We start from the raw sequence: 20,042 nt of genomic DNA on the forward strand, positions 1-20,042 counted from the left end.
CTTAAGTTTGTTTAAACATGGACAGTTCTCTCGTCGCTGGGAAAATTTCGTCGAGCCGCTTCATTGTTGAAGCATCCAGCTCGATTTCGACGGAGCGTAATAAATCCTCCAGCTCCTCCACCGTGCTTGGGCCGATTATCGGGGCAGCTACAGCTGGGTTGGCCAGCAGCCATGCCAGGGATACGTTGGCCTCCTTCTCACCAAGCTCTCTGCACAGGGCCGAAAACTGTTCCATTTGCGAACGATGGGTTTCCAGCAGCATCAGCGCATCATCCGTCAGTGTGCGTGTAAATGGCTTGCTCACATCCGTCGCCAGTAGTCCTCGCGCCAACGGACTGAAGATTGTAACACCAATGCCCAACTCCTTAGCAGTCGGCAGCGTATCCGTTTCCGGAAACCGGTTCAGCAGGTTGTACCCGTGCTGCTCGGAAATAAGACCCATAAAGTGCCGCTCCTTGGCAACGGATTGGGCACGCGCCAAATCTCTGCCGGCAAAATTGGAGGACCCAATATAGTCGACCTTTCCTGAGCGAACAAGACCTTCAAACGCCTCCCACAATTCTTCCCACTGCACATTCCGATCCACGTGATGCATTTGATACAGCTCGATGTGGTCCGTTTGCAGCCTTTTCAGCGATGCTTCGAAGTGGCGGCGAATTTTGTATAAGGACAAGCCCTGCGCCTTGTTTGGACCATCAAGCACATCCTCCTCGAATACCCGACCAACCTTCGTGCCAAGTACGACCCGTTCACGGCGGTTGCCCCCTTGGGCAAACCAGCGTCCAATAATTTCCTCGGTAATCCCGCGATGACCAATCGTTTCTCCGCGAAGTCTTACCCCGCCATAGACGTTGGCGGTATCGAAGAAATTAATACCAGCGTCCAAAGCGGCATCCATAATTCGGAATGCTTCCGGTTCACTGATACTGCCGTATTCCCCTTCTTTCCCTACCTTACCGCCAAAGGCTGCCGTACCCAAACAAAGCCTGCTTACCCTTAATCCCGACTTTCCCAAATAACCGAATTTCACCGCAATCCCTCCCGAGAAACGTTTCATTTTCATTATATGCCCATGTCCGACTGTACTTGTGCTGATCGATCTCGTTTATATCTGTACCTTGGCTTCAATCGTGCTTTCATCCAGCTCAATACCGAGTCCGGCTTGCTCAGGCAAGGCCAGATACCCGTTCACTGGAATCAGCTTGTTGATATGAAAATGGCTCTGCTGCTGCTGATAGAGCACTAAGTATTCCAAATAAGGACACACCGAAGGCGCAAGCGATGCAATCACATGCAGATTAGACAGCACCGTACAGCCATGAGGGATAAACTTCACATCAAAGGTTTCAGCAAGTATCGCGATTTTACGCAATTCCGTAATGCCACCGGTCCAATCAGGGTCCGGCTGGGCATAAGCTAACAGACCTTGGTCAAAGAACGGCTTAAAGTCTTTACGGGTATACAAATGCTCACCTGCGGCCAGCAATAACGATCCCCGTTCCTTTAACAGCCTATAGCCGTCTACCTGATTGGGGAGCAGCGGCTCCTCCAGCCATAACGGCCTTAATTCGCGCAGCCGGTCCATCATGTCGACCGTATACGGTACGTCCCAGCCCATCCAGCAATCGAGCATGAAATCAGCCTCGCTGCCGATAGCTTCCCGCACCTCCTGCGCCATACGAAGATTGCTCGCCTTCCCTTCCCCACCAGCGGAGGGTCCATGACGAAAAAACCATTTTTGTGCCTTAAACCCGGCTTTCACGAAGGCTTTAGCCTGCTCACCGACCTTGCCTTCTTCAATCGGGTACCCTAGTGCGCTGGCATACACGGGAATTTGCGAGCGTGTGGGGCCGCCAAGCAGACGATAAACGGGCGTATTATAAAATTTACCTCGTAAGTCCCACAGCGCGCAGTCCACTGCACTCGCGGCCATCATGTAATAACCGTTGCGGCCATGCCTGTCGAATCTCATTTGATCCCACAATCGTTCGATGTCCAACGGGTCCTGTCCGAGCAGCAGCGGCTTCAACTTCTTAACAAGAATATCCGCCTGCTCCTCATAAACCATCGGTCCGTATAAACCGTCAAGCCCCTCATCAGTAACAATAGTCACATAAAAGCGGTGCAGCGGTATTCTCTCCACTGATCCATCCGTTGAATGCAACGGGTCACGAAGCGCATACTCTGGATATATATCTATAGGAGCAGCAGAGCGTGCGCGGTGCTCCCACGTCTTGTCCATAAATCCACTTAATTTAAAAACCTGCACGTCGGTAATTTTCATTATACAGCTCCGCGAACCAGCAGCTTGATGCTGTACAAGGAAGAGCTGGCTGTAACAAACAGTGTGTTGCCGAGCGGCGATTCCGGCGGAGTGCCGAAGCATAAATTAGCAGCAACCTCCGAGAATTCCAGTCTGCCCAACCACTCGCCTGACGGGGCAAATATCCACACACCGCCCGGTCCGGTCACATATACGTTGCCATGCTCGTCAACTTTCATTCCGTCTGCGGCACCTGGACCTGCTGTCGTATCCAGCTCGGCAAATATCCGCCCATTGCTCAGACTTCCGTCAGGGTTTACATCAAACACTCTGACATGCTGTTCAGTCGTATCATCAATATATAGAAGTGATTCATCTGGAGAAAACGCAAGACCATTAGGTCTCGGGAAGTCCTCTGCAAGCAAATCCAGTGTGCCAGATTGTGGATCATACCGGAATACCCCGTTCACATCCAGATCCTTCGTATCACCCAGCATCGTACTGTAAGGGTCGGAAAAATAAATCGTTCCGTCCTTTTTAACAATGACATCATTGGTGTTATTGATTCTGCTTCCTTGATAATGGGTGACGAGCGCTGTAATGGATCCATCCTTCTCCGTTCGGGAAATTCTGCGGGTCAGCGTTTCGCAAGATAACAACCGTCCCTCCGCGTCCAAGGTAAGACCAACCGCTCTGTCGCTTTGATCACTATACAGCTTCAGGCCGTTAGCTTCGCTCCAAGTGTAAATGCGATGATTCGGGAAATCCGTAAAATATAATTGATTGGTGTGGGGGCACCAGACAGGACCTTCCGAAAAGGAGAAGCCCGAAGCCAGCTTTTGCGCGGTCTGCTCTGGCGAAATAATGTGATCCAGCTTTTCTGAATATCGAATGATGTTCATCGTGTAAAACCTCCTTCGGTTAGATGTGGGGAATAATACGCTTTGGCCGTAATCGTTCCCTTCGTATGTTTGCCAAGTATGTTTACCTTCTTCACTTCACCTGGAAGCAGGTCGAAGTAGTTATCCTCAAACAGCCAACCAAACACGTTACCCTCATGATTGCCGGAAAGCTCAATGCATCGTGCAAACTGATCCGTAGACAGCACTAACTGCCCACCGTTGATTTCCATTGTGATTTTGGCTTCAGGAAAATGCATATGCCTCTCAATATCTACGAGGTCATTCGTTCTTGCGAGCAGCTCGCCCCGAGCATCAAGTAAATAGGCATATATGATATACTCCCTGGAAAACTGCTTGAATTCATTCAAATTCGTGATCAGGCTGGACGTTCCCGAACGAACCTGTACACTTGTCTCGAATTCTTGTTCAAAAACATTCGTTTTCGGATTGAACAGCTTCACATACAAGGTGCCTTCAACATCCTGGGCACTGTCATTCACAGCCCACAAATAAATAAAGTTTTGCACATCAAAAGATAACAATACAGGCTCGTAAGCTCGCTTGACCGCATAATAAGGCATAAACGGCTCCATATGATAATCGATCATGCTCCCATAAATAACTGGCCAGGAATCGTTCCATCTGCACACGAAGTGCCCTTTGCATATACGTTCCCCATCAGGACTTTCGGATGGCTTTCCTCTCCGGTTATTTTCCAGCACCTTCCTCAAATAATGCGCATGGGCTGCGCCAAATTTATATATCGCCGACGGAAGATCATCAGCATCATAAAACAGCTCAATCGGCGGTATTTTTCTCCATCCAAAAGCTGACGTCCGTTCGGTCCATGTGTCAGGCCAAGGGTATTTCGAGCTTTTTGTAATCTGCCCTGAATAATCCGCTGGCCACGCTCGCTCTTCGCCCATATATCTAATAAAGCTTTTCAACGATGGCGGAGACGTTCTGATTTCTTCTGCGATCATGATCGGATAGTCAGCTCCGGGAACGTACCAAGTATTCGTATAGCTGTGGGTGTCCCCTGCTAACGGATCATTGCAATAAGCGCCCCCGTATGGCGAGTTGATATGGTAGTATCGGTCCGGGTCCAACGTTTCACATACGCTTTTATAATCCTCCAAAAATATTTCGCCCCCTATGTAGGGCACTCCAGGCAGCTCAAATTCCGCTCCCATAAAGCATTCATTGCCTCCGCACCAAAACAGCAGTGAAGGGTGATGCTTGAGGCGCTTCACCTGATATTCCGCTTCCTTCTTACATAGTTGACGATATTGTTGTGTATCGGGATACATGCCATAATCATGAAAAAACTCCTGCCAGATCAAAATGCCCCTTCGGTCAGCTTCCTCATAAAACGCATCGTCATAACGGTCCGCTCCACCCCATACCCGCTGCGAGTTCATATTAGCGTTCTCCAGCAAGTCCAGCAGTTGATTGGATTTTTCGTTATTCCAGCAATGGGTGATTCCCTGCATGGGTGCCGATTGAGCTCCCCATAATTTGATCTGCTTCTGATTAATGACAAAATCAAGCGGCTGCACCATCTTCACATCGCGAAAGCCGATGCGTTTCACATCCTGGTCCTTGACTTCGCCGTTTACAAGAACCGATACGTTAACCTCATATAGCGGCTGCTCGCCGTAGCCCCGTGGCCACCATAGCAGCGGTTGAGGAACCGTCAGCTCACAAGTGTAATTCCAGCTCTCGGCGTCTTCACTTCGAATCGGTTTACTAAGCTGAGCGACGATTTGCTGGTCTGGACTTTTGATCGTAAATTGTAACGTGCTCCCCTCAACGAATCCTTCTCCGCTCACTTTGGCGGTAACAAGGCCTTGCCCATACCCTTCCAGCAGTCGGAAGGAAATATCGTTGTCCACGATTTCCAGCTCATCTATCACCTCTAAAGATACCGTGTCATAAATTCCCATCCGGGTCAGGTAAGGCTTGGCACCCAAATAATCGTTAAAATCCTGGTCGTTTTTCCTGATTAAACGGCTCGGTCGTATTTTGCCAGTCCATTCCTTTGGGTAATCGGCCTGCTTGATATAGGCAAAGGGCGAATGGATGTGTACGACGAGCACATTTTCTTCCTCCAGCTGCCCAGTGACCTCCAGTCTAACAGGCACATACATATCGTTGTGATAAGCCAAATGCTTGCCATTGAGGTAAATATCGACTAACGTATCCAGTCCTTTGAAATGGAGATACGCCTTCTTATCCTGCTGCTGCTTTGGGCAAGAAAAGGTCCGTTTATAAATCCAGTCGTGCTCGGCAACCCACAGACATTCCTGTGTCTTACCCAGCAGCGCAGGGTCCTCGATAAGCCCTTCCTTCAGCAATATTTCATGAACCTGGGCAGGAATATTCGTTTTGATCCAGCCACTTTCCCCTTCAAGCCCTTCTTCACTCTTATTTAAGCTGTCTGCATTGGAATGATCAAATGGAGCGAATTGTTTAATTTTCCACAAATCGTTTAATTCGGTAATGAGCTTCATGTTAACTCTCCCCACTTATCTTCATGATGTAGAGCTCCAAATTCATCCGACTTCTAACCTTTGATGCTTCCTCCAACAAGTCCACGAATCAGATGCTTCGAGCCGAAGCCGAATAAAATCAGGATCGGAATCGTTGACAACGCAAGCGCCAAAATTCTGGCGGCATAATCAGTACGGTATTCACTGCTCAACAAAGAAACAGCAAGCGGTATCGTATACAGGCTTTCCTTATTAATCAGAACCAGTGGTGTCATATAATTGTTCCAAGACCACAGGAAGAACAGCAGGGATAATGTAATCAAGGCAGGGCGAATCACAGGCAGCACGATTCTGGCGAAAATACCAAATTCGCTGCATCCGTCAAGCCTGCCACTCTCAATAATTTCACCTGGAACCGCTGTGGTTATATACTGGGTCATCCAGAATACGCCGAACGCATTGGCTATACCGCCTATAATCAAAGGAACCAAAGTATTCACAAGCCCCAGATAACGCATCTCTACAACAAATCCAACTAATCCTAATTGTGGAGGGATCATCAGCGTACCGATAATAAAGAAATACAAAAGCTTCTTGCCTTTAAACTGGTATTTGGCAAAGGCAAAGCCAGTGAGTGCACTGACCAGAACGGCTGCAGCCGTATTAATTACAGCAACGAACAAACTATTTAAATAAAATCTGAAAAAGTTTTGCGCCAGCACCGATTTTAAATTTTCCAACAAGTATGTGCCCGGCAGCAGCTTAAGTCCCGTATACAAGTCTTCACTGACATAGGTACCCATAATAATCATCGTATAAAACGGTATTAAAGCAAACAGGGATACAATCGTGACAAAGATATAGACCGGTATTTTTCCCATTCGGCTGCTCAAGGCTACGATTCCTCCTTGCGGTTCATAATTTTCATTGAGAAGATCGAAAAAATCGAAATCACGATAAATAGGCTGTAAGCAATAGCAGAACCATAGCCAAATTCAAAATTGTGAAATGCCACATCATAATATCTCATCACTACGGTCAGGACAGCATGATCGGGACCACCAATCGGCTGTGACGCGGATTGAAACAGCAGCTGTGGTTCATCAAACAACCGGAAGCCGTTAATGATGCTTGTGATCACAACGAACAGCATAATCGGTTTTAGCATTGGTATCGTAATATGAATAAAGCTGTCCCACCACCGGGCTCCATCGATTTTGGCTGATTCATACAGCTCTTCGGGAATCGTGGATAAGCCGGACAAAAACAGCACCATTTTATAACCGTAAGCGGTCCAACTCATCATCAGTATTACAACAAGCCGGGCTGCCCATGGAAAGCCCAACCAATAAACAGAGTCAATGCCCATCATGCCAAGCACTGCGTTCACTGAACCATTTTTCCAATCAAACAGGATTTGAAAAATAATCCCGATCGCAACCGGCGTTGTAATATACGGTAAAAAGTTAATCAGTTGAAGCGCATTTCTTGACTTGCGAAAGAAATCCTTTAGAAATACGGCCAGCAGAAGACCAAGTACAATCTCTACCGGTATCGTGATAACAATGATCAGAATCGTGTTATACAGGGATTCATAAAACAAGCTGTCGTTCGTAAAAATCCGGATATAATTGGCCAGACCGACAAACACCATATCCGTAATTCCGTCCCATTTGGTAAAGCTGATCACAAATGAAAATAAGATCGGAAACAGCCCAAACGCGATATACAATAAAAAATAGGGGGTTACCATTAAATAAGGTGTTGCCTTTTTTCCAACCCTTTGCAAGCATCTCACCTTCTACCTTATGATTATGAACCAAAAGGAAGCTTGCGCCTAAACCCAAACTCCCTTTTGGCTTTCTTGCTATTTAAAAAGCGTGGTTGTGTTTATTGAACCTTGAGATCAGGCTGCTTGCTCTTCAGATCATCTTCCATCTTCTTGATCAACTGATCCACAACCAAGTTACCATCCTTGGATGCATTGATCGTTTTCATGGCTACATTAACGGAATCATCAATGTCCTGGTCATACTTGCTTGGCAGTCGTACCGATTTAATTTTGGGAAATACGTCCTGAGCAATAGCCTTCTGAACGTCCTGCCCGGCAAAATGCTCTTCCTTCTTCGAGTAGAAGTCGGTTTTTTGGTAAATCGGCTTGAAAGGAGAGAAATTGCCTTTGTAATCACGCGCTACCTCTGAGCCTTTTTCGGTCAGGAACAGCCATTTAACAAACTCGGCTCCCCCTACTTTGTTTTTGGCTTTTTGCGGTACTCCTTGCAGTGTTCCGCCAAGCGGGAAAGGTCCACCCGGTGGAATCATAAAGCCCCAACGGCCTATACCATTCTTGTCGTTGGCTTTGATCGTGAACTCCACTGACCAGTTGGCGCATGGGTAGAAAATGTGCAAATCATCGGTATAAGAAGCATTGGCAGCAGGGGAGTTCGTATCTAATACATCGATAATGCCTGCTTTTTTCATTTGAACCAGCTTGTCAAGCAACGGCGCAACACCCTGCTTCAAATTAAGTGTAGTTCCTTGAATAAACGGCGTATTGGTTTGACCTTTGAGGAATGCATAAGCATCGCCTAAGCTTGCAAACATAAACACCTTGCCGTTTGACTTTTCCTTGACCTCGATGCCCTTTTTAATAAAGGTATCCCAATCGGTAAAGATTTTTTCCAGTTCCGTGCGATCCTCCGTGCCGAAGTATTGTTTGGCCAAAGCGCGTTTATAGGCCATACCCGCAACAGATGGAGCTTCAGGACCGACATAAACTCCGCTTTCGGTTGTCTCCAGAGGAACCAAATAGTCGAGCACCTGGGATTTATCCAGATTGTATGGAGCTTTGGACAGATCCTCCCAGATGTTCAGGGACAGCAGTTTACCGCGATAGGTCTGCTCCAGCCATGCGACATCAGGCAAATCTGCCCCGGAGGCGAGCGCCGTTTGCAGCTTTTGAGCCATGTCCTTGCTCTCCACCGCTGTCATTACAATATTATACTGAGGATACAGCTTCGTGAACTCCTCATACATCTTGGCACGGGAATCTGTCTTGTCCCACAACCAAATATTAATATCTGTCTTCGCTGTGCTGCCTGCCGCTTCCGGCTTTTTGTCTGTACCGGCAGCACTTTGTTGACCCCCGCCACTGCATCCAGCCAGTCCGAGCATTGCTGTGAGAATAACCAGAGGTAAAGCTTTAAACCATCTCTTGCGCATAAATCATCCTCCTTATTCAATATGTATATCTTCCTTACATGAATAACTATAACTGCTGTACCTCAAGGCTTTATACATGTCAAAATTATTATATGTTATACATTTTTATGATCTACAGCGTACGGGATCCAGTCCGGGATGGAGAAGAAAATCCGCGTACCTTCGTTCTCTACACTTTCAATATGTAAAATTGCCGTTTCTCCATACAATAATTGAAGCCGGTTGTTCACGTTCAGCATCCCGATGTGGTCCAAATCCTCCTGTAGAACCGGTGAGTCCATCTGCGATTGAAGGCGTTCCAACTTCTCAAGGCTCATTCCAACCCCGTTATCCTCCACACTTACCGTAAGCATACCGCTGTGCGCAGTGACGCTGATTCGTATCGAGCCTTTACGCTGGGTAGGAAGAATACCATGAAAAATACTGTTTTCCACTAAAGGGTACAAAATCATTTTGGGTATTTTCTTCTCCCTGCAAGCATCTTCAACCTCCCACACCAGCTCCATTCTATCGATATACCTGTATTGCAGAATCATCATATAATCCTCCATGTAGATCATTTCTTCCTGAATGGAGGCGAGCATTTCCGGTTTATTCTTGATCGTTCGCTGCAGGAATGAAATAAATGCCTTCGTGAGAGCCGCAACATCCGGTGCATTAGCTTTTCGTGCCAAATAAATCACCGAATTTAAAGTATTATAAATAAAATGCGGATTGATTTGGTACATGAACATTTTAAGCTCAAGCTCTCGCTTCTGTTTCTCCATAAGAACCGATTCATCTACAAGATTTTTAATGTCCTTGACCATTTTATTAAACACCTTGGCGACTTCTTCTATTTCATCGCCACTGGTCACTGAAATATGGGTATGCAGCTCTCCCTTGGAAACCTGGCGCATGCCTCTGATCAGCTTCATTAGCGGTTTGGTTACGTTAGCAACCACCGGATAGATCGACAATGACATGATCAATAAACAGATCAACATAATGGATACCAGCACATAATTCGTATATTTCATATTTGCGTTTATTTTATTTTCCGAAATAATCCCGATTAATTCCCATTGTGAGGAGGGTATCGATACATTAATATAATATTGCCCATCCTTCAGCATCGTCTTATTCGTAGAACTGGAATCCCCAACTACTTCCTGCGGAACTGATAAGGCAGCACCCTCTGGGGCAAACACCGTTTCTTTATTCTTATCCAATGTCCATATATGAATCCCAAGCGCAGGATCGGTGAGCATAGGTTTAACCAACACATCATAATTCATGTGAATGAGCAGCTTGCCCAAATATACGTAAGGGTTTTGCTTGTCATAAATATTCATCACATAGGTGACAACCTTCAATTCTGTAGGCCGATTCAAATTATTCGTAACAATATGCGGCTTGGAGGTTCCGTTGTATTGATTGTTGGATCTAAAGTCATCGTACCAATCCTCTGTTATAGAGCTTGAATATACGTCTTTCATTTCCAATACTTTGTTATCGCGATCCACGATGAACATATCGACGATGATATGGTCTCTAAGCAAGCTATATTCCTTCAATACCGTTTCCAATTGTAGATTACTCACAAAATAATCGTAGTCCTGAGTCGTTGACATTTTTTTTAACAGCAGCTGCAGTTGGTCGTTGACGACAATCCCTTTGGCATAATTCACAATATCCTCGGAAAGATAAGAAACCTGCTGAGCTATTTTTTCAACGATCGTTTGATTATCTCTAACTATTTGCTTGCTCAAAATCGGGTTGACGTACAAATAAATCGAAAAGCTGCTCAAGCCGACCGAAAGTAATATGGATATAAAAGCAACCGCAGTAATTTTCACCTTAATATTCATTGATTTAAAAAAATGAGGCATTTGCCGGCCCTCCTCTACGATGAGTACGAAATCTCAAACCTCAAATGGAGAATCCTCAGGATATCGGATTACAAATCACCAGGGTTAAGTCCGGTTACTTTCTTAAATGTTTTAGAAAAATATTGCACGGTTTGATATCCAACCATCGAGCTGACCTCGTATACTTTATATTGGCCCGAAGCCAGCAGCTCCCTTGCCTTTTCAATCCGGTATTGAGTCAGATAGGTGATGAAGGTAACACCTACCTCCTTCTTAAACAATTGGCTCGTATATATCAAGCTGAACCCCATCCGGTCCGCAATTTCGTTTAACGTAATGTCCTTAGAGTAATTGGCATGTATATATTGCAGCAGCTCCCTGATTTTTTTGCTATATTTCGAATTCGATTCTTCTTCCAGCCTTGTGATCATGTGTTTGAACCATTCTGCAATCTGGTACACATTGCCCAGCTGCTGTAATTCAGACAAGGCATCAAAAGATTCGATCATCGGTGTTCCATGCTTGGGAATTGCCTTCAAATTGATCAGACGAATCAGCTCAAAAATGCTGCTTTTAAGCGCTGACGTATCCTCAAGAGCCACGAGAAGGCGGCACAACAGCACATCAATTGCATCATTAACCATCGTATACTGCTCATGATTCAAATACTCCTGAATTTCTTTGAGCTTGAGATCTATGGAAGATTGCAGCTGCTGCCCGTCGGGCTGCTTCCGGGGATGGACGAATATGGAGCTGCCTTTTTTAAATATTCTTAACGCATATAACTCCCTTGCTTTTTTTAGGCTTTCCCGAATTTCTCGGTGGTTTTCAAAAACAGGTCCAATAGCTACCGATATGGTACAAAAGAACGTATTAGTTACTTCGGATTGCAGATGACTCGCAAAATGGCTGCTGTATTCAAACACGGTTCGTTCGCTGCTGCGTTCTGGAATCTTGTAAAAAATAATATATTCATTATCGTGCACATCTACAATTTCAGCTTCAATATCACAAGATGAACGCGCGTACATAAAATCGATAAATTTTTTTCTATCTACGGGGATAGATCTCTGGTGTGCATATTCCTGACTTGGCGGAGAGAGATCAAAGCCTAGCATACATATGCCTGTTCTGCCCTTCCAACGAAATAGATCGTCTCTAACTATCATGCCAGCATCATCTATCATCGACTCCAACCGTTTGAGGAACATACGGAGCTGTTCTCTACGGGCGAGGTAGCCAACACTTTCTTCCTCCTGCAACTGCTGCTTTAATTTGTCCAACTCCTGAATTAATAAGGCGCCGTCCAATTCATGCTTGAGCACATAGGAATGGATACCCAACTGAATGGCCTGTCGTGCAAAATTAAAATCTCCATAGGATGTTAGCAGAATAATCTTTTTGTTTTTGCGAATTTGCAAAATGTTGGTGATCATCTCCAATCCGCCCATGACTGGCATCTTGATATCGGTTATAATAACATCCGGATTGTGCTCCAAAAAAGTGCGTAAACCCTCGCTGCCGTTCCTTGCTTCTGCAATGATTTCAAAGCCAAGCTGCTCCCAATCGATTAAATGCTTGATGTCCTCTCTTACAATATCTTCATCCTCGACAATCATGACCTTCAACATTTTTTCTCCCCCCTTACTGCAACCGTTTGTTTATGAATCATACAATTCCACACTTCAAACTGCATAAATCAATTTGTTGAACTTCATATTTTTTGAAACCGCATACATAATTATCTAACTAATGTGAAAATATATCTAATACTACCATATTTATTTTGAATAATGAAGATTGTGCAGTGCGGGGTTTGGAGCTTAAAGAGGCGATTTCGAACTACCACACTGCTATGATTCAGACTATCAGAAAATATTGGATTATTGTCAGAATGTCATTTGTTTATTCAGCAGCTTAAATATAGCAATACCGAGTCCGATACCGAGAAATGCAAATAACATGGGCATCCATACGGGACCCAACAAAATGCCGAAGATGGTCAAACGCTCCGAATAAATCAATCCCACTGTACCAAAAAATGCTCCAACCACATAAGGCAGATAAGCATAAGGTGAGGTTTCTCCACCATCTTTATAGGCATCCCACATGCCGAACATATAAACGCACGGGTAAAACATCAGCCAATGATAATCTGTATGTTCAATTGAGCTTAAGATCTCGCCGTTAAAGCTAAGAATGATGATTTGATTCAAATGAGCATTCGAATTGATAACAAACTCCAACACAATCAGAACTGCGCCTTTGATATATTTTTTATTTAATATTTGTCCAAAACCGGGAAATGCAATACTCCACAATAGCTTTTCAATTTTATTGGAACTTTTCATAGGCTAGTCGGGAAGGTAGATTCAGGTTGGAGCGGGTCTTCAGCTGTAAGTTGCCACCCCATCTTAAAAGAGGATACAAACATATATGGCATAATACCATTTGCTTCATTTCAATTTCTCCCTTTACCGTTTCGTTCATTTAGTATGGGAACTTTATAACATATTTATGTAACATGACATGCATATTATGAAATTTCAAATAAATCGCACTCCATCAGGCCTGTAGGGTCTGCAGAGTGCGATTTACTTTACAAACTTTTATTTGAAATCCTACACGCCATTATGATTATCCTTATTTAAAAAGAACATCTAGCGAATAGGCACCTGCACCGTTTAAGGCAATTCCAATTACGACGGCAATGAGAACCAGCGGATATTCATAGCCGTTGGCCGCTGCCCAGATACCATTTTTACCGTGAACCTTGAAGGCTCCAATCATCGTAGCCGTAATCAGAACTGCGGCAACAGGAGTCAACCAGCCCAAAGTGAACAGTGCGCCTCCCAGCAATTCCATAAAACCGGCGATAACCGCCATAGTTACTCCCGGTTTAATGCCAACGGATTCCATCCAACCACCCGTTCCTTTAGGACCATAGCCACCAAACCAACCGAACAATTTTTGTGCTCCATGACCCACAAACAACAAACCAACGACCAAACGAATCAATAATAAGCCTAATGCTACCATAATAACCAGCCTCCAATTAGTTTTAATTAAATATTCTTTAATTTAAGATATCTGACGCAATAACGCCATGTTGCTTGCTTTTTGATTAATGCCACTCTTTTTTTTAGAACTTAAGCTATGAATCAATCTCTTGACTCAAAGCAGTATGCGCAGATCCAGGCATGTTTATGGCCATTCATTTCGCCTCCAATTTTATCTCGTTATTAAGTATCTTTAATTAAAGATAAACTAATAACGAATATTTGTCAACAACCATTTTAATATTAATTGCACAAGGCTCACTGACGTCGATTTGTTCATTCCGGTGAACGGAGGCTTGATTTGCTGCTCAGCGCTTATGATTGCTGTCATGCCAACAGCTAAGCTCTTTGCAAATCAAGCCGACTTCATCGTTCCTCGCTTAAATGGAATCTCAGCGCTATCGTTATTTATGGCTGAATACCATAGTTATTATCGGCGTTCCATTTATTCTCCTCTTTCTTTTGCTTCACACCATCCAGCATAACCTTTTTCAAATCATTCAAATACTTCTCCAAGGGAAGTGAGCCTTCCAAATACAGCTGGCCCAGCTTTTGATTATTCTCTGTAACATTTTTGTCGACCTCGCCGCCATAAATGTTCAGCTTCATCGGATCGCCTACGAAGGCGAAGCCTTTTAGATTATCCGGCAGATCTGCGGTCGAGGTAGCCGGGGTCCGGTAAAGCTTTTGAGCATGTAGACCCTGAATCTGGGAAGAGGTTACAAAAGCCATAAAATCAATGGCTGCGTCAAGCTTTTCTGGCTTAATCGATTTGGGAATAGCCATATTGCCAGCGGGTACACCGCCAATCTCCATCAGCTTGCCTACTGCATCAGGATGGTTTTCTTTGGTCAAATACGGCAGCGGGAAAGCGGCCATCTCAAACTTGCGTGCACTGGATTCATACAGCACCTTGCTCTGCCCGGAGGTTCTCATAATCATCGCAACTTCCCCGCGCAGAAACATGTCAGTGGACGTATTAAAATCGATACCATTATAGCCCTTCGGCCAATACTGACTCCAGTTTTTGATAATCGGGAAAACATCCTTGTATGGAGATTGGGTTATATCGACAATCCCTTGATCCACTGCACGGGTATACTCATTAATCTCGATAAAGCCGTTATGACTCACATCCATCTTGTCATATTGTCCGGCAATTAGCTCCTCAGTCAGAATTCGGGTCGTCCAGCTGTAGTTATAATCCCCTGGTTTCGTGTTCGGAAAACCGAATGGTGTTACCCCTGATTTTTTTAGCTTTTCTTGAATATCCAGAAACTCATTCCACGTTGTAGGCACTTTCTGGATACCTGCTTTGGCAAACAGATCCTTATTGTATAAAATACGCACAGAATCAATGCTGGCAGGAACACTTGCGTACGTTTTATTGTCACCTAACAAGCGCTGCAGCACTGATTTAGGGAATACCTCATCCCATGATTTGCCGCCTAGATTAGCATTTTTCTTACTGTAAAAAGGAGTCAGATCCATGAGAAGACCTTTCTTCAAATCCTCCTGGTCCCATATATACCGTGTTGTAAAAAGATCCGGGGCGGTGCCTCCGATCAACTGCGTCGTCACCCACGCCCGATGCTGCTCCACACCTCCGAAATTTTGCAGCTGCAGATTGATCTTCACGTTCGGGTTTTTCTGCGCATACATGTTCACGGTTTCCTCCCAAACTTGCTGTTCGGTCTGATCTCCACTCACCTCTGTCGTAAACATGACATTAAGCTCTGTCTTGGCGCCTGTGCCTGCGGAAGCCCCTGTTGAATTACCCGAGCCTGTTTCACCTGATGATGTGCCGGAGCATCCAGCTGCTACCGTAAATGCCATTCCTAACGTCAAAAGCTTGCATGAAGCTTGTTTCCTTCGTATTGCTGTGATCATGGTTCAACACCCTTCCATTGTCTTCATCATATTTCTTTATACAGCCGTAAAAGCTACCCTTTCATCGCTCCAGAGGTGATTCCGCTTATAAAGGAGCGGGTGGCGAATACAAACAAGACGAGCAGCGGCACTGAAGCGATGACATATCCGGCAAACTGCATTCCCTGTACCTGATCCAACGGTCCTTTGATGTTGCTGAGCGCCAAAATGATCGGGCGAGCGCGATCCCCCGAGGTCACGACCAGTGGCCAAATATAGTTGTTCCAGCCGGTCAGCGCGTTCATGATAGCCACCGTCGCAATGACGGGCTGGGACAGCGGCACTACCATTTGCCAAAAAATTCTCAGATCACCCGCCCCCTCCAGCTCGGCCGCTTCCAATAAGCTTCTGGAAATCCCCTCGAAAAAGGTTCTCATCAGCATGGTCGCCAGCGCGGAAGCCCCAGCCATCGGCCCAAAAATTTGTGCCCAGTGCGTATTAAGCAGACCCAGGTTTTTGAACAATATGAATTGGGGTATCAGCAGCAGAAATCCGGGTACCATCAACAACATGAGGATAAGCGAATACAATATTCCTTTGCCTGGGAAGCTGAATCTGGCGAATGCATAACCCGCAAGTGTCGAATTGATAAGTACACAGACGATAATGCCTGTCGTAATCAGAATCGAATTCACGATGAACGGCCACGTTTGTTTGAAGGCACCTATATAATTATCGATGTGCAGCGGGAATGCAGGAGTCCAGAAGCTGTGAATGATCTGATCCTGAAACTTTACGGAGCTCATCAGCAGCATATAAAAGGGAAACAGTGTTAATGCGACCAGTAACCATAAAGTCAGTTGGTTGGCAGCGGCTCCAAATGAAAATTTACGCATGTTCTCCTCCCTTTAATCCAGCTTTTCCGTTTGTTTCATTACTTTGTTAGCGACAAAAGTAAATACGATGAGAATAAGGAACATCAGCACGCCAATAGCAGAAGCGTATCCCAGCTCGTTATACTCAAAGCCTTTCTTATATAAATAAAGAGCAGGGGTTAACGTCGTAAACCCAGGACCTCCGTTTGTCAGAACCAACACATTTTCAAAGCTTTGATATTGATGAATGAATGCAAGAATGACTACGAGCCTGATCTGATTCTTGATTAATGGCAGCTCGATATACCAAAAGCGCTGCCAGCCGTTCATACCGTCCAGCTTTCCGACCTCAAACAGCTCCGGGGAAATGGTGAGGAGTCCTGCTAAATAAATCAGGAAATAAATACCGCCAATCCATGGGAAATTGACGAATACAATCGATACCAGCGCTGTCGTGCTTTCCCCCAACCAAGCGTGGGTCCATGATTCCAGACCGAGCTGTCTAAGCATTGTATTCAGAACACCGTTGCTCAAGTAAATCCATCGCCACAATAAAAAAATGATAATATAAGGAACAACCATGGGGACGAGGAACAAGACACGATAAGCATGCTGAAGCTTTTTATTGGAATGAAACACGCCTACAGCCGCATACAACGGTAAGGTCAACTGAATGATGACAAAGCAGACCGTTAGCAGCGTGACATTTTTAAGAGAGACATAAAAGGTCGGATCACTAGCAAGCTTGACGAAGTTATCCAAACCTACAAAAGTGTTGATATTCGCCCCGTTCCACTGATAGAGCGACTTGAAGATAGCTGTAAAAAACGGGTAATACTTGAACAAACCCATAGAGAGAAAAATGGGTACCAGAAAGGAGTAGGCGATGATATTTTTTTTCAGCTTCCTCCTCCGTTTCAATGCCAAATCCGTCGTGGTTCGGTTCATAGCTGCACCGGAATGGGACTCTGTCATTGTGCCTTCTCCTTTCTCAGGTAGTGTATTTAAAGACATGACTAAAGCTTGTTATTGTGCAGCAGTTGGTTACGCATCCACTCACTCTGCACCAAACCGTCGCCTTCCGCAGACAGTCGTTCGTAAAGTGTGCGCCTATAGGTCTTGATAAGCTCCGAACAACCCGGATCATGGATGAGATTGTTCAATTCATGAGGATCCTGCTCCAAATCATATAATTCATCGATATCCGTCGTATTCCAAATATATTTCCAGCTATCGGTGCGAAGCATTCTTTGCGTATACAATCCAAATTGCTGACCGTTATAGGTGGAGACTACCTCTTTCCTCCAATCGGGTACAGGCTCCTGATTCAATAGTGGCATCAGTGAGCTGCCATGGAAAAATGTTGGGATAGGCAATTGCAGATCCTCCAACAAGGTAGGTGGCAAATCCAGCATATTATAAACAAACTGCTCACATACACGACCTTGACCCGTCATCCCGGGATATTTGATAATCAGAGGAATCTTGACCACATCGTCATATAAAACATAATGCTTGTCGATCATTCGATGAGAGCCGCACATATCGCCATGATCTGAGGTAAAGATGACGATGGTTCGGTCCGCTGCGTTCGATTGCTCAAGTTCTTGAAGCACCTTTCCTATCGCATCATCTGCTTGACTGATTACACCATAATAGCGGGCCACGATAGGGGCCCATTCCTCCCAGGTAAAGTCCTGAATCTGCCAGCTGTGCAGCTGCTGCTTTTGAATATACGGTTTGTTGGCAAAGGTTTCGTTAAAGCTGCCCCAGATTGGAATATCCTCAGGATGGTACATGTCTGCAAAACGGCCTGAGGGCCTACACGGCAGGTGCGGCTCGGTAAAATTAAGCTGGATATACCAAGGCTGATCCCCTCCTTCCAGCTCTCGAATCGTTGCGCACGCCTGATCTGCAAGCCAGTGGGTCTTGGAATGCTCCACAGGAACGGGATCCCGTTCACCAAAATAACCGGCTTCATATCTGACATTAGGGTAAGCTTGGGCCAACATTTCCTTATATCCATCAAATCCTGTATAGCTGTCATAGCCGTAAGCAAGGGGCGACAGCTCTGGATGCACATCCCATTTACCGAGAAATACATTCGTATAGTCGAGTTTATGAAGCTCCCTCGGCCAAGCATATTCCTCCGGCTCCAGTGCCGAGATGCGCAGTCCATTTTTAAAATTCCAAAGCGCCCCAAAGGTTTCCGGCCTTCGACCGTTTATTAAGGCCTGTCTGGAGGGACAGCAAATCGGTATGGGGGTAAACGCGTTCGAGAACCAAACACCTTCCGAGGCCAACCGGTCAATATGGGGAGTATGAACCGGATAGGCTCCGCTATAGCCGACGCAATCGTAACGCAGCTGATCGAGCATAATAAACAATATGTTCGGGGATTTCATCGTATCTCCGCTCCTTCTCCTTCATTTCCCAGCGTTCCTCTCTACTTGCTATTCGGCACTTCAACCGCATGTCCACCGGACTGTTGGGATAAGATAGCTGCTTCGATAACCTCCTGAGCTGCCAGTGCCTCCAAGCCTGAGCCTTCGATATCTTCAGGGGCAGCCTTCTGTTTAATTTGCTCGATGAATCGTTCGATTCGGTTGCGGAACGTATCGTTGAAGCCCTGCATCCCTCTCATAATCGAATTACGCAGCACGATGGTCTCACTGCTTTTACGTGGAAACAGGGTAATGCTTTCATATACATTTTCGATGACGAATCTGCCTTCGGTTCCGGCAACCTCGCACCATTCGATCGGGTGCAGCATGGACATGTCGTAGCTGCCTGTTAGATGGCCAATGGCTCCATTGGCAAATTCCAGATTGATGCTTGCATTAGACCAGGTGGTACGACCCGGAGCCTTATTCATAAATGCCTGCACCCGTTTGACATCACCGAAAAAATAACGCATGACATCTATCGAATGTGGATGTAGCGCTCTCATATGAAACCATTCCGTAAAATCCGCCGGGTTGTCTATGGACAGTCGCATGTTGATAAATAATGGAGTGCCCAGCTGGTTTTGCTCCATCCATGCTTTGCCTTTCTCTGCGGCTGGTGTAAAGCGATGGTTCAAATTGCAGCCAAAACGCACGCCCTTGGCAGCTGCTGCCTTTACCATGGCCCTTGCTTCTTCAATCCGGTTAGAGATCGGCTTCTCTACCAGCACATCCTTCCCAGCCTCGATGGCAAGCATCACCGGCTCATAATGATGGCTGCCCTTTTCCTCCCCGCCTGTGGCAACGCAAACCATATCGATCTCCTCATGCTCCAGCAAGCTTCTGAGATCAGTATAGGCTTTGACCCCAAAGGCTGACGAAGCCGCCTTTGCCCGATCCTCCATTAAATCACAGACAGCTACAAGCTCCGTATCCGGATGCTGTGCGTAGTAGCGGCAGTGTATATTCCCAATGTTATTGACGCCAACAACAGCTACACGAATCATATGTGTTACCCCTCCCTGAAAAAACTGAATGAGCCGCACCGCAATCGTGCGGCGCGGCA

16 protein-coding genes are annotated in these 20,042 nt (G+C 45.6%); all 16 read right to left on the bottom strand.

The features are described 5' to 3' along the window. Position 1: 1 nt before the first annotated feature. Positions 2-1,030, bottom strand: coding sequence for an aldo/keto reductase (locus BM210_RS06220; protein ID WP_091165678.1), 1,029 nt, complete (start codon positions 1,028-1,030; stop codon positions 2-4). Between the two features lie 75 nt (positions 1,031-1,105). Further along, complete coding sequence (locus tag BM210_RS06225) at positions 1,106-2,284, bottom strand: enolase C-terminal domain-like protein (RefSeq protein WP_177237659.1); 1,179 nt, start codon at positions 2,282-2,284, stop codon at positions 1,106-1,108. Next, the gene (locus BM210_RS06230; RefSeq protein WP_091165683.1) at positions 2,284-3,165 is read right to left on the bottom strand and encodes an SMP-30/gluconolactonase/LRE family protein; all 882 of its coding nucleotides are present in this window, start codon (positions 3,163-3,165) and stop codon (positions 2,284-2,286) included. The genes BM210_RS06225 and BM210_RS06230 overlap by 1 nt, the downstream gene beginning before the upstream one ends. Then, a complete protein-coding gene (locus BM210_RS06235; RefSeq protein WP_091165686.1) occupies positions 3,162-5,678 on the bottom strand; it encodes a glycoside hydrolase family 2 protein in 2,517 nt (838 codons plus the stop codon). The genes BM210_RS06230 and BM210_RS06235 overlap by 4 nt, the downstream gene beginning before the upstream one ends. A gap of 53 nt (positions 5,679-5,731) precedes the next feature. Continuing rightward, positions 5,732-6,550, bottom strand: a complete 819-nt coding sequence (locus tag BM210_RS06240; RefSeq protein WP_256223261.1) for a carbohydrate ABC transporter permease — start codon at positions 6,548-6,550, stop codon at positions 5,732-5,734. Positions 6,551-6,552: 2 nt separating this feature from the next. After that, positions 6,553-7,446 (bottom strand): carbohydrate ABC transporter permease, encoded by an 894-nt coding sequence (locus BM210_RS06245; protein WP_256223262.1) that lies wholly within the window; start codon positions 7,444-7,446, stop codon positions 6,553-6,555. Positions 7,447-7,547: 101 nt separating this feature from the next. Beyond that, positions 7,548-8,879 carry an ABC transporter substrate-binding protein gene (locus BM210_RS06250; RefSeq protein WP_091165688.1) on the bottom strand — a complete coding sequence of 444 codons (1,332 nt, stop codon included), beginning with the start codon at positions 8,877-8,879 and terminating at the stop codon, positions 7,548-7,550. A 95-nt stretch (positions 8,880-8,974) separates the two neighbouring features. Then, a complete protein-coding gene (locus BM210_RS06255) occupies positions 8,975-10,750 on the bottom strand; it encodes a sensor histidine kinase (protein WP_091165690.1) in 1,776 nt (591 codons plus the stop codon). A gap of 68 nt (positions 10,751-10,818) precedes the next feature. Beyond that, a complete protein-coding gene (locus tag BM210_RS06260; protein WP_091165692.1) occupies positions 10,819-12,360 on the bottom strand; it encodes a response regulator transcription factor in 1,542 nt (513 codons plus the stop codon). A gap of 258 nt (positions 12,361-12,618) precedes the next feature. Next, positions 12,619-12,978, bottom strand: a complete 360-nt coding sequence (locus BM210_RS06265) for a hypothetical protein (protein WP_371263431.1) — start codon at positions 12,976-12,978, stop codon at positions 12,619-12,621. Positions 12,979-13,372: 394 nt separating this feature from the next. Further along, the gene (locus tag BM210_RS06270) at positions 13,373-13,768 is read right to left on the bottom strand and encodes a DoxX family protein (protein WP_091165697.1); all 396 of its coding nucleotides are present in this window, start codon (positions 13,766-13,768) and stop codon (positions 13,373-13,375) included. Positions 13,769-14,196: 428 nt separating this feature from the next. Next, a complete protein-coding gene (locus BM210_RS06275; protein WP_143101000.1) occupies positions 14,197-15,678 on the bottom strand; it encodes an ABC transporter substrate-binding protein in 1,482 nt (493 codons plus the stop codon). 53 nt (positions 15,679-15,731) lie between these two features. After that, positions 15,732-16,553, bottom strand: a complete 822-nt coding sequence (locus tag BM210_RS06280; protein ID WP_091165700.1) for a carbohydrate ABC transporter permease — start codon at positions 16,551-16,553, stop codon at positions 15,732-15,734. Positions 16,554-16,565: 12 nt separating this feature from the next. Continuing rightward, positions 16,566-17,507: a carbohydrate ABC transporter permease gene (locus BM210_RS06285; protein ID WP_218184894.1), complete on the bottom strand. Its 942-nt coding sequence runs from the start codon at positions 17,505-17,507 to the stop codon at positions 16,566-16,568. Between the two features lie 41 nt (positions 17,508-17,548). Beyond that, positions 17,549-18,937, bottom strand: a complete 1,389-nt coding sequence (locus BM210_RS06290; RefSeq protein WP_091165705.1) for a sulfatase family protein — start codon at positions 18,935-18,937, stop codon at positions 17,549-17,551. Between the two features lie 41 nt (positions 18,938-18,978). Further along, a complete protein-coding gene (locus BM210_RS06295; protein ID WP_091165707.1) occupies positions 18,979-19,983 on the bottom strand; it encodes a Gfo/Idh/MocA family protein in 1,005 nt (334 codons plus the stop codon). Between the last annotated feature and the right edge of the window lie 59 nt (positions 19,984-20,042).

Origin of the sequence: Paenibacillus sp. 1_12 (assembly GCF_900114475.1) — a bacterium.
Classification (GTDB): domain Bacteria; phylum Bacillota; class Bacilli; order Paenibacillales; family NBRC-103111; genus Paenibacillus_S.

Excerpts from the sequence above, each read along its gene's own strand:
- BM210_RS06225 (WP_177237659.1), bottom strand. The coding sequence starts at position 2,284 with ATGAAAATTACCGACGTGCAGGTTTTTAAATTAAGTGGATTTATGGAC.
- BM210_RS06230 (WP_091165683.1), bottom strand. The coding sequence starts at position 3,165 with ATGAACATCATTCGATATTCAGAAAAGCTGGATCACATTATTTCGCCA.
- BM210_RS06235 (WP_091165686.1), bottom strand. The coding sequence starts at position 5,678 with ATGAAGCTCATTACCGAATTAAACGATTTGTGGAAAATTAAACAATTC.
- BM210_RS06250 (WP_091165688.1), bottom strand. The coding sequence starts at position 8,879 with ATGCGCAAGAGATGGTTTAAAGCTTTACCTCTGGTTATTCTCACAGCA.
- BM210_RS06255 (WP_091165690.1), bottom strand. The coding sequence starts at position 10,750 with ATGCCTCATTTTTTTAAATCAATGAATATTAAGGTGAAAATTACTGCG.
- BM210_RS06260 (WP_091165692.1), bottom strand. The coding sequence starts at position 12,360 with ATGTTGAAGGTCATGATTGTCGAGGATGAAGATATTGTAAGAGAGGAC.
- BM210_RS06270 (WP_091165697.1), bottom strand. The coding sequence starts at position 13,768 with ATGGTAGCATTAGGCTTATTATTGATTCGTTTGGTCGTTGGTTTGTTG.
- BM210_RS06275 (WP_143101000.1), bottom strand. The coding sequence starts at position 15,678 with ATGATCACAGCAATACGAAGGAAACAAGCTTCATGCAAGCTTTTGACG.
- BM210_RS06280 (WP_091165700.1), bottom strand. The coding sequence starts at position 16,553 with ATGCGTAAATTTTCATTTGGAGCCGCTGCCAACCAACTGACTTTATGG.
- BM210_RS06285 (WP_218184894.1), bottom strand. The coding sequence starts at position 17,507 with ATGACAGAGTCCCATTCCGGTGCAGCTATGAACCGAACCACGACGGAT.
- BM210_RS06290 (WP_091165705.1), bottom strand. The coding sequence starts at position 18,937 with ATGAAATCCCCGAACATATTGTTTATTATGCTCGATCAGCTGCGTTAC.
- BM210_RS06295 (WP_091165707.1), bottom strand. The coding sequence starts at position 19,983 with ATGATTCGTGTAGCTGTTGTTGGCGTCAATAACATTGGGAATATACAC.